Source organism: Sphingobium lignivorans (assembly GCF_014203955.1).
In the GTDB taxonomy this organism is placed as follows: domain Bacteria; phylum Pseudomonadota; class Alphaproteobacteria; order Sphingomonadales; family Sphingomonadaceae; genus Sphingobium; species Sphingobium lignivorans.
This window is the reverse complement of sequence record NZ_JACHKA010000001.1, coordinates 3,641,341-3,665,075: the sequence shown is the minus strand read 5'-3', so window position 1 is coordinate 3,665,075 and position 23,735 is coordinate 3,641,341. Positions and strand designations below refer to the sequence as shown.

At 67.0% G+C, this 23,735-nt stretch carries 25 protein-coding genes; 17 read left to right on the top strand and 8 right to left on the bottom strand.

The genetic code is table 11. The features are described 5' to 3' along the window. Nucleotides 1-151: 151 nt before the first annotated feature. Nucleotides 152-1,990, bottom strand: coding sequence for a DUF885 domain-containing protein (locus HNP60_RS17035; protein ID WP_184156032.1), 1,839 nt, complete (start codon nt 1,988-1,990; stop codon nt 152-154). 146 nt (nt 1,991-2,136) lie between these two features. Between HNP60_RS17035 and HNP60_RS17030 the strand changes: the two genes are divergently transcribed. The 13 genes from HNP60_RS17030 (at nt 2,137) to queE (ending at nt 14,374) form a co-directional block, all read left to right on the top strand. Continuing rightward, entirely contained in the window at nt 2,137-2,811 is a 675-nt protein-coding gene (locus HNP60_RS17030; protein WP_184157156.1) for an HAD-IA family hydrolase, read from the top strand. Next, entirely contained in the window at nt 2,808-3,110 is a 303-nt protein-coding gene (locus HNP60_RS17025; protein WP_260394960.1) for a hypothetical protein, read from the top strand. Before HNP60_RS17030 ends, HNP60_RS17025 begins: the two co-directional genes overlap by 4 nt. Continuing rightward, nucleotides 3,107-3,805, top strand: a complete 699-nt coding sequence (locus HNP60_RS17020) for an ATP12 family protein (protein ID WP_184156030.1) — start codon at nt 3,107-3,109, stop codon at nt 3,803-3,805. Before HNP60_RS17025 ends, HNP60_RS17020 begins: the two co-directional genes overlap by 4 nt. A gap of 63 nt (nt 3,806-3,868) precedes the next feature. Beyond that, entirely contained in the window at nt 3,869-4,792 is a 924-nt protein-coding gene (locus HNP60_RS17015; protein ID WP_184156029.1) for an ABC transporter ATP-binding protein, read from the top strand. Between the two features lie 62 nt (nt 4,793-4,854). After that, nucleotides 4,855-6,459, top strand: a complete 1,605-nt coding sequence (gene nadB, locus HNP60_RS17010; RefSeq protein WP_184156027.1) for an L-aspartate oxidase — start codon at nt 4,855-4,857, stop codon at nt 6,457-6,459. A gap of 422 nt (nt 6,460-6,881) precedes the next feature. Then, the gene (gene bla, locus HNP60_RS17005; protein ID WP_184156025.1) at nt 6,882-8,006 is read left to right on the top strand and encodes a class A beta-lactamase; all 1,125 of its coding nucleotides are present in this window, start codon (nt 6,882-6,884) and stop codon (nt 8,004-8,006) included. Nucleotides 8,007-8,093: 87 nt separating this feature from the next. Next, a complete protein-coding gene (locus HNP60_RS17000) occupies nt 8,094-9,107 on the top strand; it encodes a glycosyltransferase family 2 protein (RefSeq protein WP_184156024.1) in 1,014 nt (337 codons plus the stop codon). A gap of 123 nt (nt 9,108-9,230) precedes the next feature. Beyond that, nucleotides 9,231-10,433: an aspartate aminotransferase family protein gene (locus HNP60_RS16995; RefSeq protein WP_184052597.1), complete on the top strand. Its 1,203-nt coding sequence runs from the start codon at nt 9,231-9,233 to the stop codon at nt 10,431-10,433. Further along, nucleotides 10,430-11,365, top strand: a complete 936-nt coding sequence (gene argF, locus HNP60_RS16990) for an ornithine carbamoyltransferase (RefSeq protein ID WP_184156022.1) — start codon at nt 10,430-10,432, stop codon at nt 11,363-11,365. Before HNP60_RS16995 ends, argF begins: the two co-directional genes overlap by 4 nt. 91 nt (nt 11,366-11,456) lie before the next feature. Then, entirely contained in the window at nt 11,457-12,386 is a 930-nt protein-coding gene (gene hslO, locus HNP60_RS16985; protein ID WP_184156020.1) for an Hsp33 family molecular chaperone HslO, read from the top strand. Between the two features lie 160 nt (nt 12,387-12,546). Next, nucleotides 12,547-12,963, top strand: coding sequence for a DUF3617 domain-containing protein (locus HNP60_RS16980; protein WP_184156018.1), 417 nt, complete (start codon nt 12,547-12,549; stop codon nt 12,961-12,963). A gap of 71 nt (nt 12,964-13,034) precedes the next feature. Then, nucleotides 13,035-13,724, top strand: coding sequence for a 7-cyano-7-deazaguanine synthase QueC (queC, locus tag HNP60_RS16975; protein ID WP_014077749.1), 690 nt, complete (start codon nt 13,035-13,037; stop codon nt 13,722-13,724). 8 nt (nt 13,725-13,732) lie between these two features. Further along, complete coding sequence (gene queE / locus HNP60_RS16970) at nt 13,733-14,374, top strand: 7-carboxy-7-deazaguanine synthase (RefSeq protein ID WP_184156016.1); 642 nt, start codon at nt 13,733-13,735, stop codon at nt 14,372-14,374. A gap of 78 nt (nt 14,375-14,452) precedes the next feature. On the opposite strand, the gene HNP60_RS16965 is transcribed toward queE, so the two are convergent. After that, on the bottom strand, nt 14,453-14,731 hold the full coding sequence (locus tag HNP60_RS16965; RefSeq protein ID WP_051003801.1) for a hypothetical protein: 279 nt from the start codon (nt 14,729-14,731) through the stop codon (nt 14,453-14,455). A gap of 97 nt (nt 14,732-14,828) precedes the next feature. Further along, complete coding sequence (lipB, locus tag HNP60_RS16960; RefSeq protein ID WP_184156014.1) at nt 14,829-15,545, bottom strand: lipoyl(octanoyl) transferase LipB; 717 nt, start codon at nt 15,543-15,545, stop codon at nt 14,829-14,831. A gap of 104 nt (nt 15,546-15,649) precedes the next feature. Here lipB and HNP60_RS16955 point away from each other — a divergent pair, with 104 nt between their 5' ends. After that, nucleotides 15,650-16,402: a hypothetical protein gene (locus HNP60_RS16955; RefSeq protein WP_041392161.1), complete on the top strand. Its 753-nt coding sequence runs from the start codon at nt 15,650-15,652 to the stop codon at nt 16,400-16,402. A gap of 36 nt (nt 16,403-16,438) precedes the next feature. Here the strand turns inward: HNP60_RS16955 and hemF are convergent, their stop codons facing one another. Then, nucleotides 16,439-17,299, bottom strand: a complete 861-nt coding sequence (gene hemF, locus HNP60_RS16950) for an oxygen-dependent coproporphyrinogen oxidase (RefSeq protein ID WP_184052611.1) — start codon at nt 17,297-17,299, stop codon at nt 16,439-16,441. Nucleotides 17,300-17,342: 43 nt separating this feature from the next. Beyond that, nucleotides 17,343-17,801: a tRNA (cytidine(34)-2'-O)-methyltransferase gene (locus HNP60_RS16945; RefSeq protein WP_184052613.1), complete on the bottom strand. Its 459-nt coding sequence runs from the start codon at nt 17,799-17,801 to the stop codon at nt 17,343-17,345. A gap of 312 nt (nt 17,802-18,113) precedes the next feature. Between HNP60_RS16945 and petA the strand changes: the two genes are divergently transcribed. The 3 genes from petA to HNP60_RS16930 are packed head-to-tail and all read left to right on the top strand — an operon-like array spanning nt 18,114 to nt 20,889. Next, nucleotides 18,114-18,680, top strand: a complete 567-nt coding sequence (petA, locus tag HNP60_RS16940; RefSeq protein ID WP_014077742.1) for a ubiquinol-cytochrome c reductase iron-sulfur subunit — start codon at nt 18,114-18,116, stop codon at nt 18,678-18,680. 11 nt (nt 18,681-18,691) lie between these two features. Further along, nucleotides 18,692-20,032, top strand: a complete 1,341-nt coding sequence (locus HNP60_RS16935) for a cytochrome b (RefSeq protein ID WP_184156013.1) — start codon at nt 18,692-18,694, stop codon at nt 20,030-20,032. 17 nt (nt 20,033-20,049) lie between these two features. Further along, on the top strand, nt 20,050-20,889 hold the full coding sequence (locus tag HNP60_RS16930; RefSeq protein ID WP_184156012.1) for a cytochrome c1: 840 nt from the start codon (nt 20,050-20,052) through the stop codon (nt 20,887-20,889). Nucleotides 20,890-21,084: 195 nt separating this feature from the next. Here HNP60_RS16930 and HNP60_RS16925 read toward each other — a convergent pair whose 3' ends face one another. From HNP60_RS16925 to HNP60_RS16915, 3 genes are all read right to left on the bottom strand, one after another. Next, nucleotides 21,085-21,699, bottom strand: coding sequence for a serine O-acetyltransferase (locus HNP60_RS16925; RefSeq protein ID WP_184156011.1), 615 nt, complete (start codon nt 21,697-21,699; stop codon nt 21,085-21,087). After that, on the bottom strand, nt 21,696-22,727 hold the full coding sequence (locus HNP60_RS16920; RefSeq protein WP_184156010.1) for a glycosyltransferase family 2 protein: 1,032 nt from the start codon (nt 22,725-22,727) through the stop codon (nt 21,696-21,698). Before HNP60_RS16920 ends, HNP60_RS16925 begins: the two co-directional genes overlap by 4 nt. Nucleotides 22,728-22,823: 96 nt before the next feature. Beyond that, nucleotides 22,824-23,717, bottom strand: coding sequence for a UTP--glucose-1-phosphate uridylyltransferase (locus HNP60_RS16915; protein WP_184156009.1), 894 nt, complete (start codon nt 23,715-23,717; stop codon nt 22,824-22,826). Nucleotides 23,718-23,735: the final 18 nt, after the last annotated feature.

The window sequence follows — 23,735 nt, the reverse complement described above, 5'->3', positions numbered from 1 at the left end:
GCAGCGATTTCGTTGCAGGCCCCGGGTCGGGTGCGCCGCCGCTAAAGGCTGGATGCCGAAAGAAGCGGGATGCCGGCTCAGGTCCGGCAGGAGGGGCGGGGGATGGGGGCAAATCGCGCCCCACGCCCCCGTGCCTGATATCCGGCAAGGATCAGGCGATGACCCACCGCGCCGTGACCACCTTCTCCAGCACCGCCAGCGGCATGGCGCCGAGACGCAGCACCTCGTGGAATTCCCGCAGGTCGAAATCCGGGTTCTTCTTGGCGGCCTCGCGCAGCCGCACCCAGACGGTGTGGCCGATCTTGTAGCTGCAAGCCTGCCCCGGCCAGACGGTATAGCGGTCGATCTCGCCCTGGCCGCGCCCGCGCGCGATGCCGGTGGTGGCGAGGAAATAATCGGTCGCCTGCTCGCGGCTCCAGCGCTTGGCATGCATGCCGCTGTCCACCACCAGACGCGTCGCGCGGAACAGCAGCGACTGGAGATAGCCCACCTGCCCGAGCGGATCGCCCTCGAACATGCCCATCTCGTCGGCCAGCTGCTCGGTGTAGAGTGCCCAGCCTTCCGAATAGCCACTGAAGCCGCCGCGCCGGCGGATGAGCGGAATGTCCGGGCTTTCCATCGCCAGCATCACCTGCATGTGGTGGCCCGGCACGGCCTCGTGATGCGAAAGAGTGGCAAGGCCGAATTTCGGGCGGTCGAACGTGTCGCGCAGATTGATGAAATAGATGCCCGGGCGCGAGCCATCGAGCGAGGCGCTCTGATAATAGCCGCCCGGCGCGCCGGCCTGGATCGTCTCGGGCACCCGGCGCACCTCGACCGGCGCCTTGGGCAGGGTCAGGAAGGCCTCGGGCAGCCGGGCATACATGGCCTTCACCTGCTCGTTGAGCAGCGAGAGCAGGGCCTTGCGACCATCGTCGGTATTGGCGAAGAGCTGGTCGGGCCGCTTGTTGAGCTCCACCAGCCGTTCGCCGACGGTGCCCTTGCTCATGCCCTGGCCCTTGAGGATCGTGTCGATCCGCGCATTGAGTTCCGCCACCTGCTCGAGGCCGAGTTTGTGGATCTCGTCGCCGGTCATCTTCACGGTCGTGGCGGCTTCGGCCGCGCCGGCATAATAAGCCTCGCCATCCGGCAGGCGCCAGCAGCCCGCGTCATGCACGGCCTTGCTCCGCAGGTCCGTCACCAGCGCGCGCTGGCGGTCGAGCGCGGGAAACACCTTCTGCGCCACGATCGCTTCCGCCTGCGCCGCGCGTTCGGGCGGCAGCCCCGCGTCCTTGAGCTTGCGGGCGAAGCTGGTGACCATCACCGTCTCGCCGGCGGGCAGGTCGCGCGCGTTGCCGAGCAGCTTGAGCGTCGTGTCGAGAATATAGTCGGGCGCGAACACGCCTTTCGCCGCGTCCACCCGCTGTTGCTCGGTGCTGTCGTCGAGCGCCTTGGGGAAGGCTTCGAGCCGGGCGAGATAATCGTCGGCCTCGGCGGCATTGCGTACGCGCACTTGCGAATCGAGGAAGTCGGGAATGTCGCGATAGGGCCCGGTCAGCTGGCTCAGCACATAAGGCGCATAGCGGCCCATGCTGCTGCCGTAGGAGAAGCTCTCCGCTCCCGCGATCGACCGCTCGAGCTGATATGAGACCACTTCGAGATCGATCTGCGCGTTCGGGGAGAGCGCCGCGGCATCCACCTGCTGCAGTTCGGCCAGCTCGGCCTTGGCGCGTGCCAGCGCGCGGGTGCGGGCCGCTGCCGATTCGTCGTCCAGCTTGCGGCGCAGGCCGGCGCGCGCGCCGGTGTCGAGGCCCAGCCGTGTCGCCGCCTCGGGCGATTCGTCGATCCGGGCCTGGAAGAACCGGTCGAGCATGGCGCGCAGCTTCTGGTCGGCCGGGGTTCCGCCTGCCTGCGCGCCCCCGCTCGCTTCCGTCTGCGCGGCGAGCCTGGCGGGCATGGTTGCGGCGATGGCGGCCGTGGCGGCGCCGAGGACGAAAGTGCGACGATGCATGAATGTCTCCACGGAATGGCTGAATGGCGGCTTGTGTAGGACCTTCGGGCGCCGCCGTCACCAACCCTGTATACGATTGGCGCTCCCCGCCCTGCGCCACGGCGATCCGCCTTGCCTTCGCGGGCCGGGTCTGCGACCAGCCGGGCATGACGGCCGCTTCATCTTCTCTCCGCCTCGCCATCTTCGATTGCGACGGCACCCTGATCGACAGCCAGCACAGTATCGTGGCGGCGATGGGCACGGCCTTCGATGCGATGGGGCTGGCCTGTCCGGACCGGGCGCAGTGCCTCTCGGTCGTGGGGCTGTCGCTGCCGCAGGCGATGGCGCAGCTGCTGCCGGACGCGGACACGCCTTTTCACCATGAGATCAGCGAGCATTACAAGCGGGCCTTCCATGCCCTGCGTGCCGGCGGGCAGCTTCACGAACCGCTCTATGAGGGTATCGCCGCGCTGCTCGACGCGCTGGAAGCGGACGGCTGGCTGCTCGCGGTCGCGACCGGCAAGTCCGACCGGGGGCTGCGCCTCGCGCTCGAGCATCATGGCCTGCATGCGCGCTTCGTCTCGCTCCAGACGGCGGACCGGCACCCGTCCAAGCCGCATCCTTCCATGATCGAGACGGCGCTGGCCGATGCGGGCGTGGGCCCGGAGCAGGCCGTGATGATCGGCGATACCAGTTTCGACATGCTGATGGCCGGCGCGGCCGGCGTGCGCGCGCTCGGTGTGGGCTGGGGCTATCATGTGCCGGAGGAACTGATTGCGGCGGGCGCGGCAAGCGTCGCCATGGACAGCGCGGAGCTTGGCCGCCATATCGGCCTGCCATGAGCGAGAACAGGACAGACGGCCCCGGCATCGGTGGCGAGACGGCCGAGGCTGCGGCCCGGCGCGCGGCGGCGGCGAAGCAGCGCTTCTTCATCATCAGCCTGTTCCGCCTCTCCGGCGCGATCATTCTCATCTTCGGCATGGCGATCTCGCTGCAGCGTTTCGGCTGGGTGCAGGGCGACAAGGCGAAATGGATGGGGCTCATCATTTCCATCGTCGGCTTCGTCCAGTTCATGATCGTGCCGCGCATGCTGGCGCGCGCGTTCGCCACGCCGCGCGAGCAGGGCCCCGGCCGGCCGTGAAGCGTTTCTGGAAGGAAGCGCAGGCTGTTGCGGACGGCGAGGGCTGGGCGATCCGGCTGGATGGCCGTCCGGTGCGCACGCCCATGCGCGCGCCGCTCGTGGTGCCGCACGCCGCCATGGCGCAGGCGATCGCGGCGGAATGGGATGTGCAAGGCGAGGAGATCGATCCGCGCACCATGCCGATGACCGGCTTTGCCAATGCGACCATAGACCGCGTGCTGACCGGGCCGGGCGCCTTCCGGGGCCAGGTGGCGGCTTATGCGGAAAGCGATCTGCTCTGCTATCGCGCCGACGAGCCCGAAGCGCTGGTTGCCCGCCAGAATGATCTCTGGGAGCCATTGCTGGATTGGGCGCGGGGCCGCTTCGGCATCGAATTCGCGGTCACGGCCGGCATCGTCCCGGTCGACCAGCCGGCGCGGACGCTCGCTGCGTTGCGCGGCGCGGTCGAGGCGCTCGATCCCTGGCTGCTCGCGGGCGCCGCGACGATGACGCAGCTCGGCGGCACGCTCGTCGGCACGCTCGCCCTGTTGCACGGCGCGACGGAGGCCGAGGCGCTGTTCGATGCCGCCAGCCTGGACGAGCATTGGCAGGCCGAGCAATGGGGCGAGGATGCCGAGGCGGCGGCGCGGCTGGCCGAGCGCCGCACCGCGTTCCTGGATGCGGCGCGCTGGTGCGCACTGGCCGGCGCGCGCTGATCGCGGTGGCGTCCGTGTCGCTGCCCGTTTTCTTTCGCCACCTATTGTTCTAGGGATCGCGGCATGACGCAGGCAGCCATCGAGATCATCGACCTCAGCAAGACCTACAAGGGCGGCAAGCGCGCCCTCGATGGCGTGACGCTCTCCGTGCAGCGCGGCAGCATCTTCGGCCTGCTCGGTCCCAATGGCGCCGGCAAGTCGACGCTCATCAACATCCTCGCGGGGCTGGTGAACAAGACGGGCGGCACGGCCCGCATCTGGGGCTTCGACATCGACGAGCAGCTGCGCAACGCGAAGAACTCGATCGGCATCGTCAATCAGGAGATCATGTTCGATCCCTTCTTCACGCCCATCGAGACGCTGGACATCCAGGCCGGCTATTACGGCGTGCCCAAGGCGGAGCGGCGCTCGATGGAGTTGCTGCGCGCCGTGCATCTGGAAGACAAGGCCCGCGCTTATTCGCGCACGCTGTCGGGCGGCATGAAGAGGCGGCTGATGGTCGCCAAGGCCATGGTGCATTCCCCGCCCATCCTCGTGCTGGACGAGCCGACGGCCGGCGTGGACATCGAGCTGCGCCAGCAGCTCTGGTCCTATGTCCGCTCGCTCAACGAGCGCGGCGTCACCATCGTCCTCACTACCCATTATCTGGAAGAGGCCGAGGAGCTGTGTGACCGCATCGCCATTATCAATAACGGCCGCCTCATTGCCGACAAGCCGACGCGCGAGCTGGTCAACATGGCGCAGGAGAAGGTCGTCGAGGTGACGGTCGACCGGGATCTGGACGCGGATCTGCCCAATCACGATCATTTCGAGAAGATCGAGCGCAGCGGGCCGCGCAGCCTGACGATCACTTATCTCAAGAACCGCGCCACGGCGGGCGAAGTGCTCGGGCTGGTGCAGGGGCAGGGCTTCGCCATCGTGGACGTCAGCACGCATGATCCCGATCTGGAGGACGTGTTCCTCAGCCTGACGCGGGCCGCGGCCTGAGGGGCGTCACGCGCATCGGTTGCTGACGCCCCCGGGCATGGGCGAGGAGAGAAGAAGAGCGCATGACCATCACCACACATGACGTCGTCATCATCGGGTCCGGCGCTGCCGGTCTGACCGCCGCGATCAATCTCGCGCAGGACCGCAAGGTGCTGGTGCTCGCCAAGGGATCGCTGGACAGCGGATCGACCAACTGGGCGCAGGGCGGCATCGCGGCGGTGCTGGATGCGGGCGACAGCTTCGCCAACCATGTCGAGGATACGATGGTCGCGGGTGCCGGCCTCAACAATCGCGAGACGGTGGAATTCGTGGTGTCGGAGGCGCCGGCGGCGATCGAGCGGCTGGCGGCGCTGGGCGTGCCGTTCAACGCGGGGGAAAGCTTTGGCGAGCGCTGGCACCTGACCCGCGAGGGCGGCCATTCGCATCGGCGCATCGTGCATGTGGACGATGCGACGGGCGCCGCCGTCCAGATCGCGCTGCTCGCCGCGGCGCGCGCCAATCCCAATATCACGCTGATGGAGGACATGGTCGCCATCGACCTCATCACGTCCCGCCATGGCGAGAAATATTCGGGCGATGGCCATGTCTGGGGCGTCTATGCCCTCAACCAGAAGACCCGGCGCGTCGATGCCTTCGTCGCGCGGGCCACCGTGCTGGCGAGCGGCGGGGCAGGGCGGACCTATCTCTTCTCCACCGCGCCGCGCGGCGCAACGGGGGACGGCATCGCCATGGCGTGGCGCGCGGGCTGCCGCGTCTCCAACATGGAGATGATGCAGTTCCACCCGACCTGCCTCTACAATCTGGAGGTCAAGAACTTCCTCATCACCGAGGCAATGCGGGGCGAGGGCGGCAAGCTCAAGCTCCCGCCCGGCGTGCCCGGCGGCGGCAAGCGCTTCATGGACCGGTTCGACAAGCGCGGCGAACTGGCGCCCCGCGATGTGGTGGCCCGCGCGATCGACCATGAGATCAAGAGGCTCGGGCTCGATTATGTCCATCTCGACATCAGCCACAAGCCGCCCGAGTTCATCCGCGAGCATTTCCCGACCATCTACGCGCGGCTGCTGGATCTCGACATCGACATCACGAAGGAGCCGATCCCGGTGGTGCCCGCCCAGCATTATACCTGCGGCGGCGTGATGATCGATCTGCACGGCCGCACCGATCTGCCCGGCCTCTATGCCGCGGGCGAAGTCACCCAGAGCGGCCTGCACGGCGCCAATCGCCTCGCCTCTAATTCGCTGCTCGAATGCTTCGTGTTCGGCGAGGCGACTGCGAACCACATTCGCGCCAACTGGGCCGATCTCGCGCCGCCGCCCGCTATCCGCGCCTGGGACGAAAGCCGGGTGACGGACAGCGACGAGGAAGTCGTGGTCACGCACAACTGGAAGGAAATCCGCCGGTTCATGTGGGACTATGTCGGCATCGTGCGCACCACCAAGCGGCTGGAGCGCGCGCAGCATCGCGCCGATCTGCTCGCACAGGAAGTGGGCGAATATTACGGCAATTTCCGCGTGACGGCGGATCTCATCGAGCTGCGCAATCTGCTCGAGGTGGCACGGCTCATCATCCGCTGCGCCCTGCGTCGCAAGGAAAGCCGCGGCCTCCACTACACGCTGGATTATCCCGAAGCGGCGCCGGTCGCCGCCGATACCGTGCTGGTGCCCTGACAAGCGCCGCACGGCCGGAGCGCGCCATGCCGCCCGGCCCGCGATCACCAAAAAAAAGGGGGCGCCGGGATGAACCCCGCGCCCCTTGAGGTGTGACTAGGAGGGAAAACGGTGGAACCGTCTCCGACACGACGACTGCGGATCATCGCGTCCCCCTCTGAATAGGCGGAGGAGGCAAAAATGCTTTGATTCCGATCAAATGGCGCCATAATTTTGTGGACGGCGCCAGCCAACACACTGAGGGCGGACTGGTTCCGGTTAGGGAGTCGGGTCGTCGTGTTTTGGAGTCGTTGCACCGCAAGTGTCTTGTGTGCATTGGCACCCTGTTAAGTCTGTCATGCGAGACTAGGTGCATGATTGTGAAGGAAAGTCGGGTGAGTTTGGGGCGCAGGCGAGCACCGCTCGTAACAGGGTTGCTGTTGATGGGACTGGCGGGGGCATGTACGGCCATTCCGCAATCCCAGCGCATTGCCGCCGTGCCGCCCGCCGCCGCCGCCCGTGCACCTGCCTCTGCGAGCCTCAGCGTTCCGCTGCCGCCGCCCCAGCCCTTGCCCAGCCCTGTCGCGACCGTCCGCGCCGCTCCTTCGCCGGCCCTGGTCGCCACCATCCGCGAGCTGGGCCGGCAATTCCCGGGCAAGGTCGGCATCGCCGTCCACAATGTCGAAACGGGCTGGACCGTGGATCACAATGGCGATCTGCTGTTTCCCCAGCAGAGCGTCTCCAAGCTGTGGGTCGCGATGACGCTGATGGACGCGGTGGACCGCGGCAAGCTCTCGCTCGATCGCGCCGTGACGATCAGGCAAAGCGACCTTACGCTTTTTCACCAGCCCATTGCCGCGATGGTGAAAGGCGAGCAGGGCTACACCACGACCCTGCGCAACCTGCTCGACCGCGCGATGCAGCAGAGCGACAATACCGCCAATGATTCGATCCTGCGCACGGTCGGCGGGCCCGAGGCGGTTCGGGGCTATCTCGCGCGGCGCTTCTTCGGTCCGGACAGCATCCGCTTCGGCCCGGGCGAGCGTCTGCTGCAGAGCCAGACCGCCGGCCTGACCTGGACGCAGGACATGTCGCAGGGCCGCCGCTTCTACACGGCGCGCGCGAATCTGCCCCGCTCCGCGCGGGAAAAGGCACTCGATGCCTATCTCTCCAATCCGCCCGATGGCGCGAGCCCGGTCGGCATCGCCCGCGCGCTCGGCAAGCTGCGCAAGGGCGAGATGCTCTCGCCGCATTCCACGCGGGAATTGCTGGCGATCATGACCGACGCCAAGACCGGGCCCCAGCGCGTCAAGGCCGGTGTTCCCGCCGGCTGGAGCTATGCGCACAAGACCGGCACCGGGCAGGACCTCTCCCCGCGCTCGACCGGCTACAATGATGTCGGCATCATGACCGCGCCGGACGGCACGGCTTATGCGATCGCGGTGATGATCGGCGAGACCAGCGCACCCATTCCCAAGCGCTGGGAGCTCATGCAGTCGGTCTCGCGCGCTGTCGCTCACCTGCATCAGCCGACCACGCGTGCGGTTGCACACTTGCAACAGCCCTGATCCCCTGCTTCAAGGTCGCGATTGTCGGGCGCCCTTGCCCGGCCACGTTCAGCGGCGCCGTCTCGGGAAGCGGGGATAGGGACTATCATGTCGAGGATCGGCCTCGTCGCCATTGGCCGCAATGAAGGCGAGCGGCTCAAGCGATGCCTGCGCGCAGTGCCGGCCGGCTGCCCGGTCGTCTATGTCGATTCGGGGTCGACGGACGGCAGCGTCGATTTCGCGCGGGGGCTCGGCATGGCGGTCGAACTTCTCCCCACCGAGGGCGGCTTCACGGCCGCGCGGGCGCGCAATGCGGGCTGGCGGCGGCTGGTCGAGACGCATCCCGCGCTCGACTATGTGCAGTTCGTGGATGGCGATTGCGAGCTCGCGCCAGGCTGGCTTGCCCGGGCGGAATCGACGCTCGATGCCGAGCCGGGCCTGTGCGCGGTGTTCGGGCGGCGCCGCGAGCGCTTTCCCGGGGCCAGCATCTACAATGCCTTGTGCGACGATGAATGGAATGTCCCCATCGGCCTGGTGAATGCCTGTGGCGGGGACGTGCTCTTCCGCGTCACGGCGTTGCGCGACGCGAATGGCTACAGTGACGATCTCATTGCCGGGGAAGAGCCCGACCTTTGCCTGCGCCTGCGCCAGAAGGGATGGACGATCCGGCGGATCGACGCGGAGATGACGCTGCACGACGCGGACATTCACAAGGCGCGCCAGTGGTGGCTGCGCGCGCGGCGCTCAGGCCATGCCTTTGCCGAGCATGTCGCCCGGCATGGCGACAAGGCCGATCCGCTCTGGAGCCGGCAGCGCGAGAGCATCGTCATCTGGGGCGGCACGGTGCCGGCGCTCGTGATCCTGCTGGCGCTGGTCGGCCTGTTGTTTCCCTCGCGCGCGGCGGGGCTGGGGGCGATTCTCCTCGCGCTGCTTTATCCCCTGCAGGTGGCGCGCATTGCCTTTGCCCGGTGGCGCGGCGGGGCCTCGCCGCGTTTCGCGCTGGCTTATGCCTTCTGGATCATGGCCGGAAAAATGGCGCAATTCGGCGGGCTTGTGCGCTTCCACCGCAAGCGGCGCAGCGGCCGTGCATCGAGCCTCATCGAATATAAGGGCGCGTCCTGAGCGAGGCGGCGCGATGCATTGATTAACCGCCCCCGCGCGGCTATCAGGAGCGTCCAGTTGATGGCGGCCTCGCACGGGCCGCCTTTTTCCGTTTCTGAAACCGTGCGAGGAAGGAGCAGTCCTATGTCGATCACCCCGCTCATGCCCGTTTATCCCCGGTGTGAGGTGCGTCCGGTGCGAGGCGAGGGCTGCTATCTCATCGGCGAGCGCGGCGAGCGCTATCTGGACTTCGCGGCGGGCATCGCGGTGAACGCGCTCGGCCATGGCCATCCCCATCTGGTGAAGGCGATCGCGGAGCAGGCGGCGACGCTGATGCACGTCTCCAATCTCTACGGTTCGCCGCAGGGCGAGGCGCTGGCGAAGCGCATCGTCGACAACAGCTTTGCCGATACCGTGTTCTTCACGAATAGCGGCGCGGAAGCGGTGGAATGCGCGATCAAGACGGCGCGGCGCTACCATTATGCGAATGGCAATCCGCAGCGGCACAAGCTCATCACGTTCAAGAACGCGTTCCACGGGCGCACGCTCGGCGCGATCAGCGCGACGGACCAGCCCAAGATGCGCGACGGCTTCGAACCGCTGCTGCCCGGCTTCGACTATGTGGCCTTCAATGATCTCGAAGGCGCGCTGGCGAAGATCGACGACGAGACGGCCGGCTTCCTCGTGGAGACGGTGCAGGGCGAAGGCGGCATGACGGCGGGCACGCCGGACTTCATCACCGGCCTGCGCCGGGCGGCCGATGAGCACGGGCTCCTGCTGATCCTGGACGAAGTGCAGTGCGGCTATGGGCGCACGGGCAAGTTCTTCGCCCATGAGCATTACGGCATCATCCCGGACATTATGGCAGTCGCCAAGGGCATTGGCGGCGGCTTCCCGCTTGGCGCCTGCCTCGCGACCGAAGAGGCGGCGAAGGGCATGGTGTTCGGCACGCATGGCTCCACTTATGGCGGCAATCCGCTTGCCATGGCCGCGGGCATGGCGGTGCTGGACGTGATGCTGGAGCCCGGCTTCTTCGACCGCGTCGCGCAGATGGGCGAGCGGCTGCGCCAGGCCTTCGAGCAGCTCATCCCCAATCACGATGATCTCTTCGAGGAGATCCGGGGCAAGGGGCTGATGCTCGGCATCAAGATGAAGGAGCCGGCGGTGGCGCGGGATTTCGTCGCGCATCTGCGGGACAATCACGGGTTGCTGACCGTCGCGGCGGGCGAGAATGTGTTCCGCGTTCTGCCCCCGCTGGTCATCGAGGATAGCCACATCAGCGAAGCGATCGAGAAGCTCTCCGCCGGCGCGGCGAGCTACCGGCTGCCCGAGCCTCCCGCGTCATGACCCGGCATTTCCTCAATCTCTCGGACGCCGGGGGCGATGCGATCGCGGCGATGCTGAGCGACGCCATGGATCGCAAGGCCGCGCGGACGGCGGCCGGGCTGCCCCGGGGCGCGGCGGATGCCGATGCACCGCTTGCCGGGCGCACGCTGGCGATGATCTTCGAGAAGAACTCGACGCGCACCCGCGTCAGCTTCGACATGGCGATCCGCCAGCTCGGCGGCACGTCGCTCATCCTGGACAGCGGCACGACCCAGCTCGGGCGCGGCGAGACGATCGCCGATACGGCGCGCGTGCTCTCGCGCATGGTCGATGCGATCATGATCCGCACCGACGATCATGCCAAGATCGATGAAATGGCGCATCATGCCGACGTGCCGGTCATCAATGGCCTCACCGATCTGTCGCATCCCTGCCAGATCGTGGCGGACCTGCTGACCGTCGCCGAGCATGGCCTCGCGCTGCCCGGCAGCCAGTGGGCCTGGCTGGGCGACGGCAACAATGTGCTGCATTCGATCATCGAGGCGGCGGGCCTCTTCCGCTTCGACGTGCGCGTGGGCGTGCCGCAGGGCTATGATCCCGATCCCCGCTTCGCGCAGGCCGCGCAGGCGCTGGGCGCGAACATCACGCTGACGCGCGATGCGGCCGAGGCGGTGACGGGCGCGGACGTCGTGGTCACGGATACATGGATTTCCATGGGCCAGGCCGCCGGCGACGTGAAGCTGAAGGCCATGATGCCTTATCAGGTGACGCCCGCGCTCATGGCCCGCGCCCGGCCGGATGCCCGGTTCCTGCACTGCCTGCCCGCGCATCGCGGGGAGGAAGTGACGGCCGAAGTGATCGACGGGCCGCAGTCGCTGATCTGGGACGAAGCGGAAAATCGCCTGCATGCGCAGAAGTCCGTCCTGCGCTGGTGCTTCGGGCAGCTCGGCTGAACCGGCGTATGTCGCGCGCCGTCTCCCGCTTCCGGCGGTTACGGCGCGCGCACCCTTAGACATTCCGCTCTGCCGCTCCTATCTAGGCCCCGTGTCCGACTCTTCTTCCCCTTCCGTCCGGTCCTTCTGCGATGAGGCGCTCGGCTTCACCATTCCGTCGCGCAATGCGCGCGGGCGGCTGGTGCGGCTTGGCGCGGCGCTGGACGACGTGCTCTCCGCTCACCAATATCCGCCGGTCATCGAGAAGCTCGTGGCCGAGGCGCTGGTGCTCGCCAGCCTGCTTGGCGCGCTTCTGAAGGACGAGGTGGGCCAGCTCACCCTGCAGGCGCAGACCGAGCATGGCGTCGTCTCGCTGCTCGTCGCCGATTATCAGGGCGGGGCCGTGCGCGGCTATGCCCAGTTCGATGCCGACCGGCTGGCGGAGCTGGGGGAGAGCCCGACGCTTTTCGGCCTGTTCGGCAAGGGCTATCTGGCCATCACCTTCGATCAGGCGGTGACCGGCGAGCGCTATCAGGGCATCGTGCCGCTGGAAGGCACGGGTCTTGGCGCGGCGGCCGAGCATTATTTCGCCCAGTCGGAGCAGATCCCGAGCATCGTCCACATCGCCGTGCGACATGATCCCGGCGAGGGTTGCATCGGTGCCGGCATGCTGCTGCAGCATCTCCCGGCAGGCGAGGTGGGCCGCGAGCGGCTGCATGTGCGGCACGATCATCCGGACTGGGAGCATGTGATGATTCTCGGCCGGAGCCTGTCCGATGCCGAACTGACCGATCCGGCACTGCCGCTTTCCGACATCGCCTGGCGCCTGTTCCACGAGGAAGAGGAAGTGCGCGCCTTCGATCCCGTGGCCATCAGCAAGGGGTGCCGGTGCGATCTCGATCATATCCGGTCCGTCCTCGGTCGATTCGGGGCGCCGGAGCGGGCCGAGATGGCCGACGAGCGCGGTATCATCGGCGTCGATTGCGCGTTCTGCGCTCGTGTGTTCGAAGTCACGCTCGCGGAATTTCCCGACAGACGCTGATCGAGACGTGACAATTGCTGTCACGGGTGCCGCTTTTGCACGGCACGACGGGCCGTGCTCTTTTTTCGCCGTAATTCCGGATTACATTGCAAGCGAGGGAAATGGGGTGAGTGACGGCGCGAAGATGCCGCCGCTCCCGAACAGGTGGACGAAACACCGGATGCGGACGCGAATATCATTGCCTCTGGCGGGCCTGCTGATCGGCTGGCCGCTTGCCCTCTCGGCGCAGCCGGGAAGGATGGACGCGCTCGCCTCACTCGAGCGCGGCGAATGGGAACTGCGCGAGCGCCAGGACGGAACCGCCACGAAGCGCGTCTGCCTCGGCGATCCCGGCCAGCTGCTCCAGCCGAATCACTCCGGCCTCCAGTGCAAGCGCTTCATCCTGGAGAACAGCGCGCAGCAGATCGCCATTTCTTATGATTGCGGGCGGTCCGGGCAGGGCCGCACGACGCTGCGTGTGGAGACCTCGCGGCTGGTGCAGATCGATTCGCAGGGCGTTTCGGGCGGATCGCCCTTCGCGCTCACGATCGAGGGCCGGCGGATCGGCGCCTGCCGGTCGACCGCGCTGGCACGTTAGATCCGCTCCCGGGCAGCGAGAGAGCCGCCCGGGCCATTTCATCCACCACCGATTTGCGCTAGCGCGAGACCATGGCTTCACAGACACCGATCGCCGTCGCCCTGATCTCGGGCGGGCTGGATTCCATGGTCGCTGCCGGGCTCGCGCGTGAAGCGGGATTCCGGCTGGCGGCCTTGACCATCGACTATAACCAGCGGCACCGCATCGAGCTGGAGGCGGCGAAGCGCGTCGCGCAGGCAGTCGGCGCGGAGCGGCACATCGTGCTGCCGCTCGATCTCTCGCTGTTCGGGGGATCGGCGCTGACGGCGGACATCGCGGTTCCCAAAGGCGGCGTGGAGCCCGGCATTCCCGTCACTTATGTTCCCGCGCGCAACACCATCTTCCTCTCGCTCACGCTGGGCCTCGCCGAAGTGGTCGGCGCGCAGCACATCTATATCGGCGTCAACGCACTCGATTATTCGGGATATCCCGATTGCCGGCCGGAGTTCATCGCGGCGTTCGAGCACATGGCGGCGCTGGCAACGAAGCAGGGCGTGGAAGGGGGCGGCGTGCGGATCGAGGCGCCCCTGCAGCATCTCACCAAGGCGGACATTGCGAAGGAAGCCGCCCGGCTGGGGCTCGACGCGGGCATGAGCTGGTCCTGCTATGATCCCACGCCCGAGGGGCTGCATTGCGGCCTGTGCGACAGCTGCCGGCTGCGGGCGAAAGGCTTCGACGAGGCTGGCCTGCCCGATCCCACCCGTTACGCGACGCGACCCTGAGGCGCGCCATGAGCTATGCGGTCAAGGAGATGTTCCTGACCCTGCAGGGCGAAGGCATGCAGGCAGGGCGCCGCGCCGTGTTCCTGCGCTTTGCCGGCTGCAATCTCTGGTCCGGCCGGGAAGCGGACCGGGCGGACGCGGTCTGCCGTTTCTGCGATACGGATTTCGTCGGCACCGATGGAGAGAATGGCGGCCGCTTCGCCTCGGCTGACGCGCTGGCCGATGCCGCCGCCGCGCTCTGGGGCGCGGAGCATGGCGCGCGCTTTCTCGTCGTGACCGGGGGGGAGCCGATGCTCCAGCTCGATGCGCCGCTGGTCGATGCCCTCCATGCGCGCGGCTTCGAGATCGCGGTCGAAAGCAACGGCACGCTCCCCGCGACGCCCGGCATCGACTGGCTGTGCATCAGTCCGAAGGGCGGCAGCACGGTCGTGCAGCGCACGGGCGACGAGCTCAAGCTGGTGTGGCCCCAGGACGGCATCGACCCCGTCGCGCTCCTCGAGTGGGATTTCGGGCAGCATCTGGTGCAGCCGATGGATAGCGGCGCGGAGGAGGTCAATGCCGCCAACCGGGCCGCCGCCATCGCACTGGTCATGGCCGACAGCCGCTGGCGTCTCTCGCTCCAGACGCACAAGCTGCTGGGCCTGAAATAGGGCAGGGCGGCAGCGCCAGGGCCCGCGCTTCCGGGCGTCGGCCGTTTCATGACCGCACCCGGTCCCCGGCCGGGCGGTCTATTCCGAAGCCACGGTTTCCGTGTCGTCGTCCTCGCCCTGTTCGCGGGGCACGTTGGTCTGGCTGACATTGCCGGCATTGTCGACGGCGCCGACTCCATCGGCCTTCACCGCGTCGAGATCGGTCATCGAGTCGTTGACCGTGCCGTCGACGACTTCCATGTCGCGCATCTCGACGGTGTTGCCGGTCGTGTCGCTTCCGCCGCCGCAGGCCGCGGCGAGAAGGCAGAGGGAAGCGATGCAGGCGAGGCGTCCGGCGGAAAGGTGCGTCCGATCCATTTCTGTTCTTCTCCTGTCGGGGCGGCCATTTGCCATTATTGATGAGACCCGAGCGGCGACCGCGAAACGCGGACCTTAGTTTCGCGAGGCCGGACCCTCAAGGGTGTGATGAATCCTCCGGCGGAACCGTCCCGATGGCGAACAGCATGGCCGGCAGGTGTGCCGCCAGCGCGGCATCGAGCCGGGCCATGTCGGCGGAAAGGCCGAGGTCCTGCAGGCTGGTGACGCCGAAGGCGCGGATGCCGCAGGGGACGATGCCGTCATAATGCGCCAGATCGGGCGCGACATTGATGGCGAGTCCATGCAGCGTTACCCATTTGCGCAGCCGCACGCCGATCGCGCCGATCTTCGCTTCGGTGCCGTCCGGCCCCCTCGTCCAGACGCCGACCCGCCCGTCCGCCGTCCACGCCTCAACGCCCAGGTCGCCGAGCGCGACGATCATCCATTGTTCCAGCCCCTGGACGAAGCGCCGCACGTCGCGCCCGCGCCGCGCCAGGTCGAGATTGAGATAGACGACCCGCTGCCCCGGCCCGTGATAGGTATATTGGCCGCCCCGCCCGGTGACGTGCACCGGAAAGCGCGGCGCCAGGAGATCGCTTGCCTGCGCGCTGGTGCCGGCGGTGTAGAGCGGTGGGTGCTCGACCAGCCAGATACGCTCGGGCGCGGCGCCTTGCGCAATGGCCGCAGCGCGCGCCTCCATGTCGGCGAGGCCCGCCTCATAATCGAGGAAGCCCGGCTCGACGCGCCAGTCGATCGCGGCTGCCGGGTCTGTGGCGGCCGCGAGACTGGCAGACAGGGAAGGGGAAAGGGACATCGCTCTGGCAGATGGGGCGCGCGGCGAATTTTCGCAAGCGCCGCGCCGCCTCTGGCACTGGCCCGGGAATTTGCCTATCGAGCGCCCAGCAGGAGCGAACATCGTTGAACAAGATCGATCTCAATCTCGTCTGGGCGGATGCCAGGGCCATGGGCAATGCCAATCGGGACCTGCTGACGGCCATCGCCGGCATGTTCCTGCTGCTGCCCAGCCTCGTGGCGGAGCAGTTCATGGTCCTCCCCGCCGCGCCGGCGGGCGCCGAGCCGACCGGGCCGGAGCTGATGCTGCGGCTCGCCGAATATGCGACGCTCAACTGGCCGGTGATGCTGGTCTACAGTGCCGTCACGTCCTTCGGCATGCTGGCGCTGCAATCGCTGTTGCTGCGCGCCGAGCGCCTGACGGTGCGCGAATCGCTCCAGGCTGCGCTGCTGCTGCTGCCCGGCTTCTTCCTCGCACGGATCATGCAGGGGCTTGGCGTCTCGGCGGGTCTGTTCCTGTTCATGCTGCCCGGTTTCTACCTGATCGGCCGTCTGGCGCTGATCGCACCCGTCGCGGCGGCCGAGCGGCTGACCAATCCGCTTCTCATCCTGCAGCGCAGCGCGCAGCTCACGCGGGGCAATGGCTGGCGCATCTTCGCGCTGCTGGCGCTCATCTTCTGCGTCATGCTGGTCATCAGCCTGGTCGCGACATCGGTCACCGGGGTGATTGCGGAGCTGCTGCTGCCGCGGGACGCCGCCGATTTCGCCATGACGCTGGTGGGTTCGCTGCTCGAGACCGTGCTCTCGCTGATCATCGTGCTGGTGACGGCGGCGCTCTATCGCGCTGCTGCCGCGCCGGCCGCGCGATCCTGGTCCTGATCGGCGCCTCTTCTTTGCTGAATCAGGCGAAGGCGCTCACGCCCAGGTGACACGGGGCGGCAGGCTCATCAGGATGGCATCGATATTGCCGCCGGTCTTCAGGCCGAACAGCGTGCCGCGGTCATGGACGAGGTTGAATTCGACATAGCGTCCGCGCCACTCGAGCAGGTGCGCTTCTTCCTCCGGGGTCCAGGGCATGTTCATGCGCCGCCGGACGATCCGGGGGAACACATCGAGAAACGCTTCGCCCACGGCGCGGGTGAAAGCGAAGGTCGCGTCGAATTCGCCTTCGAGATGATCGTAGAAGATGCCGCCCACGCCGCGATGCACCTGGCGGTGGGGAATGTAGAAATAATCCTCCGCCCATTTGCTGAAGCGCGGATAGTCGCCCGCCTCGTGCGCCTCGCAGGCCGCGCGGAAGGCCGCGTGGAAATCGGCAGTATCCTCGGCATAAGGGATGGGCGGATTGAGGTCCGCGCCGCCGCCGAACCAGCGCTTGGTGGTGACCAGCATGCGCGTGTTCATGTGGACGGCGGGCACATGGGGATTGGCCATGTGCGCGACGAGGCTGATCCCGGTGGCGAAGAAGCCGGGCGCTTCGTCCCCGGCGCCGTGGATGGTTCGGGCGAATTCGGGCGAGAAGGCGCCGCCCACGGTCGAGACGTTGACGCCGACCTTCTCGAACACCTTGCCTTTCATCACGCCGCGCACGCCGCCGCCCGCGCCGCCTTCCTCGATGGGGCCGGCCGGCTGTCCGTCCGCCTCCCGCCACCAGGAGAGATAGTTGAAGGCGGCATCGCTTCCCGCTTCGCGCTCGATGGCCTCGAATTCCGCGCATATGCGTGTGCGCAAGGCCTCGAACCAGTCGCGCGCGGCCTGTTGTTCCGTATCGAGCATGGTCTTCCTTGGTCCGCTGCCCACTCGGGGTGCCCCGGGGCGGTCAATCTGGATAGAGGCCGGTCTGCCTCATCGCCTCGCCGAGCGCGATGCCCGTTGCGACGGCGAGATTCAAGGAGCGAAAGCCCGGCGCCATGGGAATGCGCACGCGCAGGTCCGCGCGCGCATGCAGGTCCGGCGGCAGGCCGGCGCTCTCCCGGCCGAGGAGGAGGATGTCGGGCGGCTCGAATCGGGCGTCCGGCAGCCGGACCGCACCCAGGCTGGTGAGGGCGACGAGCCGGGTGCCCGGACCCAGCCGGCTGGCGGCGAAGGCGGCGAAGTCGGCATGGCGCGTGACGTCGACCGCGCCGCCATAATCCATTGCGGCCCGGCGCAGCTGCGCGTCCGAGGCGGGGAAGCCGCATGGCAGCACGATGTCCACCGGCACTTGCCAGCACGCCGCGAGCCGCAGGATGGTGCCGACATTCCCCGCGATGTCCGGCTGGTAGAGAGCGATGCGCATGCGGGGCTTCTAGCCGCTGCGGGTCGCGGGCCACAATCCTGTCCCGCCTGTCACCAACCGGTCAAAAAAGCTGTGCGCCCGCACAAAATGAAGGTTGGCAAATCGCGATCAACGGCGCTATCAGGCGCCCGGACGCGGCCGGGAAACCGGGCGCGCGGCGCGTCGCATCATGCCCGTGACCAGCAGCCTTCCGGCCTCCACAGGCTCAGGCGGCCGTGTCGGGGAGAATGGCGGAGCGGCGGCCGCATCCGCGATTGAGGCCCGCCGTCGCATTCGTGCCGGCGGCCGGGCAAAGGGAGGCAATGACGTTACATGGCCACTGAAGTGCAAGGGACGGAAGCTGTCGTGAGTGAAGGCGAGGGCGTCCGGCGTCGCGACTTCATCAATATCGCAGCGGTCAGCTTCGCGGGCGTCGGCGGTCTCGCCGTGCTTGCGCCGCTCATCAACCAGATGAACCCCAGCGCGGACGTGCTGGCTCAGGCGACGACGGAAGTCGATCTCTCGGCCATCGCGGAAGGGCAGGCGATCAAGGCCGTGTTCCGCTCGCAGCCGCTGTTCGTGCGGCATCTGACCGCGAAGGAAATCGCCGAGGCCGACGCTGTGGACCCCAGCTCGCTGCGTGATCCGCAGACGCTGGAAGAGCGCACTGTCGACGGCAAGAAGCAGTGGCTCGTCACCATGGGCGTGTGCACCCATCTGGGCTGCGTGCCGCTCGGGGCCGGCGAAGGCGAGAATCGCGGCGAGTTCGGCGGTTATTTCTGCCCCTGCCACGGTTCGCATTATGATACGGCGGCCCGCATCCGGAAGGGTCCTGCGCCCCTGAACCTGCTGGTGCCGACCTATCAGTTCACCTCCGACACCGCCATTCTCGTAGGCTGAGGAAAAAGATAATGAGCTTTCCCTGGGCTGAGCATTACACGCCGAAGCATCCGGTGATGAAGTGGGTGGACGAGCGTCTGCCCCTTCCGCGCCTCGTCTACAACGCGGTTGGCAGCGGCTATCCCGTGCCGCGCAACCTCAACTATTTCTGGAATTTCGGCGTCCTGGCGGGCCTCGCGCTGACCATCCAGCTCGTCACCGGCATCATCCTCGCGATGCATTATGCGTCGAATGCGGGTGTCGCCTTCGACTCGGTCGAGCATATCATGCGCGATGTGAACTCGGGCTGGCTGCTGCGTTACGCGCATGCCAACGGCGCGAGCTTCTTCTTCATCGTCGTCTATCTCCACATCTTCCGCGGCCTTTATTACGGCTCCTACAAGGCGCCGCGCGAGATGGTGTGGCTGCTCGGCGTCGTCATCTTCCTGCTGATGATGGCCACCGCCTTCATGGGCTATGTGCTTCCCTGGGGGCAGATGAGCTTCTGGGGCGCCCAGGTCATCACCGGCCTGTTCGCCGCGATCCCGGTCGTCGGCGAGCCGGTGCAGACCTGGCTGCTGGGCGGTTTCGCGCCTGGCAATGCCACGCTCAACCGCTTCTTCTCGCTGCACTATCTGCTGCCGTTCGTGATCGCGGGCGTCATCATCCTGCACATCTGGTCGCTGCACATTCCCGGTTCGTCCAATCCGACGGGCGTGGAAGTGAAGGGGCCGCAGGATACGGTGCCGTTCCATCCTTATTACACGGCCAAGGACGGCTTCGGGGCAGGTGTGTTCCTCATCCTGTTCGCGCTGCTGCTGTTCTTCGCGCCGAACGCGCTGGGCCACCCGGACAATTATATTCCGGCCAACCCCATGTCGACGCCGGCGCATATCGTGCCCGAATGGTATTTCTGGCCGTTCTACGCGATCCTGCGCGCCTTCACGATGGACCTCACCATTCCCTTCACGGGCCTGGTGCTGATCCCCGCGAAGCTGCTCGGCGTGCTGGCGATGTTCGCATCCATCCTGCTGCTCTTCTTCCTGCCCTGGATCGACACGTCGCCGGTCCGCTCGGGCAACTATCGTCCGCTGTTCAAGAAGTTCTGGTGGCTACTCCTGGTTGATGTGGTGGTGCTGGGCTATTGCGGCGGTGCGCCGGCCGCGGAGCCTTATGTGATGATCAGCCAGATCGCATCGGCTTATTATTTCGCGCATTTCCTCATCATTCTGCCGATCATCGCGTCCATCGAGCGGCCTCTGCCGCTTCCGGGCTCGATCACCGAGGCAGTGCTGGCGAAGAGCAAGTTCAAGGGCGAGCGTGAGGCGCTCCCGGGCATGGGCAGCGACACGCAGCCCACCGGCGTGGCCTAACAAGGGGGTAGACGTCCATGGTTCGTTTTCTTGGCGCCCTTGTGGGCCTGTTCTTCTCGGGCATGCTGCTCCTCAGCTTCCTCTGGGGTGCAGTGGCCTTCGTCAGCGCGCCGCCAGAGCCCACGGCGGAGACGGAATTCCACGAGCATCCGCGCAAGGCCGGGTTCAGCTTCACGGGTCCGTTCGGTCATTATGACCGTGCGCAGCTCCAGCGCGGCTTCCAGGTCTATACGGAAGTCTGCTCGGCTTGCCATTCGCTCCATCAGGTCGCGTTCCGCAGCCTGAGCGACCTCGGCTACAACGAGGCGGAGATCAAGGCGATCGCCAAGGCCCGTCAGGTGCCCTCGATCGACCCCAACACCGGCGAAGCCGCGACTCGCGAGGGCATGCCCGCGGACAAGTTCCCGCTGGTCTATCCCAATGAAGTGGCGGCCCGCGCGGCGAACAACAATGCGATCCCGCCGGATCTCTCGCTGATCGCCAAGGCTCGCCACGACGGCGCGAACTATGTCTATTCGCTGCTGACGGGCTATCAGGCGCAGCCGGCCGAGCTTCTGCGGAAGTTCCCCGACTCCAAGACCGGCGAGGGGCTGCACTACAATCCCTATTTCGCCAACCTCAACCTCGCCATGGCGCCGCCGCTGACGGCCGAGGGGCAGGTGACCTATGGCGAGGGCCAGCCCCGCCCGACGGTCGACCAGATGGCGAAGGACGTCTCGGCATTCCTGATGTGGGCCGCTGAGCCCAAGATGGAAGCGCGCAAGAGCACCGGCATCGCGGTGGTGATCTTCCTGATCTTCGCGACTGTCCTTGCTTATATGTCCTACCAGAACATCTGGGCGAACAAGGAGCATTGAGGCTCGCGGCCTTGCTGCCAGTGAATTGAAGAGGGGCGGTCTCCATGAGGCCGTCCCTTCTTCGTTGGGAGACATGCGGGAGGCCGGCCGTGTGAAGAAGGGCCGGTCAGGGCCCGTCGGCACAAGGATGATGACGGCGATCGGACGGTGCGATGGCGCAAAAAGGGCAGGGGAGCGCCCAAGCGCCCGCTGCGGTTAGCCGGGCTCGCGGAGCCGGATGATCCGCGCCGGAACGCCGCCTACCACGGCACCGGGCGGCACGTCCTTCGTCACCACGGCATTCGCGCCGACCACGGCATTGGCGCCGATGGTGATATTCCCCAGGATCACGGCCCCGGCGCCGATCTGGACGCCGTCGCAGATGATCGGCTTGGCGTTCTTGTCCGAGGGGTCCGCGATGCCGATCGTGGTGTTCTGGCGGATACAGACATCCGAACCGATCGAACGCGCGCCGATGATGATGCCGCCGAAATGGTCGATGCGCAGCCGCCGGCCCACGGGCACGTTGTAGGAGAGCTTGATGCCGCAGACCCACTCGCTCATCTTGAACATGATGCGATAGACGATGGTGAAGGGCACGCGCAGGATCTTCGGGCGAACGCTCATGCGCCAGTTGCCGAAGCGGTGCCAGAACAGCGTCCAGAAGCCCTGGCTGAACCAGTCGCGATCATGCGTGGCGAAATCCTCGGCGACCAGCTTCCAGAAGCCGATGCCCTGAGGATTGGCGTTCACCGCGCCGTCGGGCAGCGGCGGCGCCTTGGGCTTTGCATTGCCTTTGGGCGCGGGATGAAGTTCCGCCGGGCCGCTCATCGCGGGGCTCGCACGGTCTTCCCGTCCGGCCGCGCCAGCAACGGATCCCCCAGGAAAAGCGGGGTGAGGACGAAGCGTCCGAAATCGGGGAAGAAACGGGCCGGCAGCGTGGCGCCCCGCCCGCGCAGGCCATTCTGCAGGACGTTCACCAGCGCACCGCCGAGCCGTGCCAGCGCCACGAGGCGCGCGCCGGTCCGGCCACGGGTTTTTACATGATAAAGCCGCCAGCTGTCGTACCAGTAGCCGGGCTGCGGCCGATCCTGCACGCGCCCGCCCTTCATCCCGGTCGCGGCCCCGGCGACATGCACCACGCGCGCTTCCGGCACATACCAGATCGCGTGCCCGGTCTTCCGCAGCCGCCAGAGCAGCTCGGTCTCCTCGAAATAGAGGAAGAAGTCGGGATCGAAGAAGCCGACCTGCCGCAGCGCATCGAACCGCATCATGAAACCGGCGCCGGTCACCCAGTCGACCGGCTGTCGGCTCAGGTCGGCCGGCATAGCCACGTGCGAATCGCGCAGCAGGCGGGAGACGAAGCCCAGCCCGCAGGCCGTGGCGAACTCGCTGGCGGCACCGGGAAACCGAAACGCCGCCGTCACCCGTTCGCCGTCCGGCCGCACGACGGACGCGCCCGCCGCCGCTGCCGAGGGGGTATCGTCTAGAAATGTCGCGAGAATGTCGATCGCTTCATTGTCGAGCCGCGCATCGGGGTTGAGCAGGAAGACATAGGATGGCGGGTCCGGCCGCCGCGCAAGGGCTTCCAGCACCACGTTGTTGCCGCGCCCGAAGCCGTGATTCTCGCTTTCCAGATGAAGCGTCACCCGGCCGTCCCACTGCTTCGCCTCATGCGCCGCCCGCAGTGTCTCGCCATCGTCGCCGGCCGAGCCATTGTCGATCAGGTGCACGTCCACGGATCGTCCGCCATGTGCGCGCGCCAGCACGCTCTCGACGGCGGCGATCGCGAGATCGGCTGTGCGGTAATTGACGATGATGACGGAGATATCCGGCTTCAAGCGTGCATGTCCGTTCATTGCCCCACCACGGATCGACCGTGCGGCTCTATCATGGGCCCGGCGCCGAGACAAAGGGCGAAGGGCGACCCCGGGGCGGCGCCACCCTGGCTCATCTCATGACGCCAGCAGCGTCTTCGCCCAGGATTGCAGGTCCTTGCCCATGGCGCCATCCCGGCAGGCGAGCGCGAAGTTCGCCTGCGCGAAGCCGAGCTTGGAGCCGCAGTCGAAACGCTCGCCGTCGAACGTCACCCCGTGGAAGGGCTGCTGGCCGATCAGCTTCGCCATCGAATCGGTGAGCTGCACTTCGCCGCCCGCGCCGGCTTCCTGCGTGGCGAGCAGTGTCATCACTTCGGGCTGCAGGATGTAGCGGCCCGGCAGCATGAGGTTGGAAGGCGCGGTGCCGAGGCTGGGCTTCTCGACGAGGCCCTTCACTTCGGTCAGCACGCCGTCGCGGGCACCCGGATCGATGACGCCGTAGCTGGGCGTATCCTCCATCGGCACTTCCAGCGCGCACACGAGGTTGCCGCCGACCTTCTCATATTGCGCGACCATCTGGGCAAGGCAGCCCTTCTCGCGGCCGATCAGCAGCTCATCGGGCAGGATGATCGCGAAGGGCTCGTCCCCCACGATGTCGCGCGCGCACCAGATCGCATGGCCGAGGCCGCGCGGCTCCTGCTGGCGCACGAAGATGGCGTTGCCCGGCGTCAGCCGCGTGCCGGCGAGCGCGTCCACGCTCTTGCCCCGGTCCGCCTGCGTGCGCTCCAGCTCATAGGCAATGTCGAAATGGTCCTCGATCGCGCCCTTGTTGCGCCCGGTGACGAAGATCATCGTCTCGATGCCCGCTTCCAGCGCTTCGTCCACCGCATACTGGATCAGCGGCCGGTCGACGACCGGCAGCATTTCCTTGGGGACAGCCTTGGTTGCAGGAAGAAAACGGGTGCCGAGACCGGCGACGGGAAAAACGGCTTTGCGGATTTTCAACCTGTTACCCCCCAATTGTGGAATCATTCGAACGATGAGCGTGCG

Coding starts and splice junctions, on each gene's coding strand:
- bla (WP_184156025.1), top strand. CDS start 6,882: ATGGGACTGGCGGGGGCATGTACGGCCATTCCGCAATCCCAGCGCATT.
- HNP60_RS16980 (WP_184156018.1), top strand. CDS start 12,547: ATGCGGACGCGAATATCATTGCCTCTGGCGGGCCTGCTGATCGGCTGG.
- queC (WP_014077749.1), top strand. CDS start 13,035: ATGGCTTCACAGACACCGATCGCCGTCGCCCTGATCTCGGGCGGGCTG.
- HNP60_RS17015 (WP_184156029.1), top strand. CDS start 3,869: ATGACGCAGGCAGCCATCGAGATCATCGACCTCAGCAAGACCTACAAG.
- HNP60_RS16925 (WP_184156011.1), bottom strand. CDS start 21,699: ATGAGCGGCCCGGCGGAACTTCATCCCGCGCCCAAAGGCAATGCAAAG.
- HNP60_RS16945 (WP_184052613.1), bottom strand. CDS start 17,801: ATGCGCATCGCTCTCTACCAGCCGGACATCGCGGGGAATGTCGGCACC.
- HNP60_RS17025 (WP_260394960.1), top strand. CDS start 2,808: ATGAGCGAGAACAGGACAGACGGCCCCGGCATCGGTGGCGAGACGGCC.
- HNP60_RS16995 (WP_184052597.1), top strand. CDS start 9,231: ATGTCGATCACCCCGCTCATGCCCGTTTATCCCCGGTGTGAGGTGCGT.
- HNP60_RS17035 (WP_184156032.1), bottom strand. CDS start 1,990: ATGCATCGTCGCACTTTCGTCCTCGGCGCCGCCACGGCCGCCATCGCC.
- lipB (WP_184156014.1), bottom strand. CDS start 15,545: ATGTCCCTTTCCCCTTCCCTGTCTGCCAGTCTCGCGGCCGCCACAGAC.
- HNP60_RS17000 (WP_184156024.1), top strand. CDS start 8,094: ATGTCGAGGATCGGCCTCGTCGCCATTGGCCGCAATGAAGGCGAGCGG.
- HNP60_RS16920 (WP_184156010.1), bottom strand. CDS start 22,727: ATGAACGGACATGCACGCTTGAAGCCGGATATCTCCGTCATCATCGTC.
- argF (WP_184156022.1), top strand. CDS start 10,430: ATGACCCGGCATTTCCTCAATCTCTCGGACGCCGGGGGCGATGCGATC.
- queE (WP_184156016.1), top strand. CDS start 13,733: ATGAGCTATGCGGTCAAGGAGATGTTCCTGACCCTGCAGGGCGAAGGC.
- petA (WP_014077742.1), top strand. CDS start 18,114: ATGGCCACTGAAGTGCAAGGGACGGAAGCTGTCGTGAGTGAAGGCGAG.
- HNP60_RS16930 (WP_184156012.1), top strand. CDS start 20,050: ATGGTTCGTTTTCTTGGCGCCCTTGTGGGCCTGTTCTTCTCGGGCATG.
- HNP60_RS16935 (WP_184156013.1), top strand. CDS start 18,692: ATGAGCTTTCCCTGGGCTGAGCATTACACGCCGAAGCATCCGGTGATG.
- HNP60_RS17030 (WP_184157156.1), top strand. CDS start 2,137: ATGACGGCCGCTTCATCTTCTCTCCGCCTCGCCATCTTCGATTGCGAC.
- HNP60_RS16915 (WP_184156009.1), bottom strand. CDS start 23,717: ATGATTCCACAATTGGGGGGTAACAGGTTGAAAATCCGCAAAGCCGTT.
- HNP60_RS16965 (WP_051003801.1), bottom strand. CDS start 14,731: ATGGATCGGACGCACCTTTCCGCCGGACGCCTCGCCTGCATCGCTTCC.
- hemF (WP_184052611.1), bottom strand. CDS start 17,299: ATGCTCGATACGGAACAACAGGCCGCGCGCGACTGGTTCGAGGCCTTG.
- nadB (WP_184156027.1), top strand. CDS start 4,855: ATGACCATCACCACACATGACGTCGTCATCATCGGGTCCGGCGCTGCC.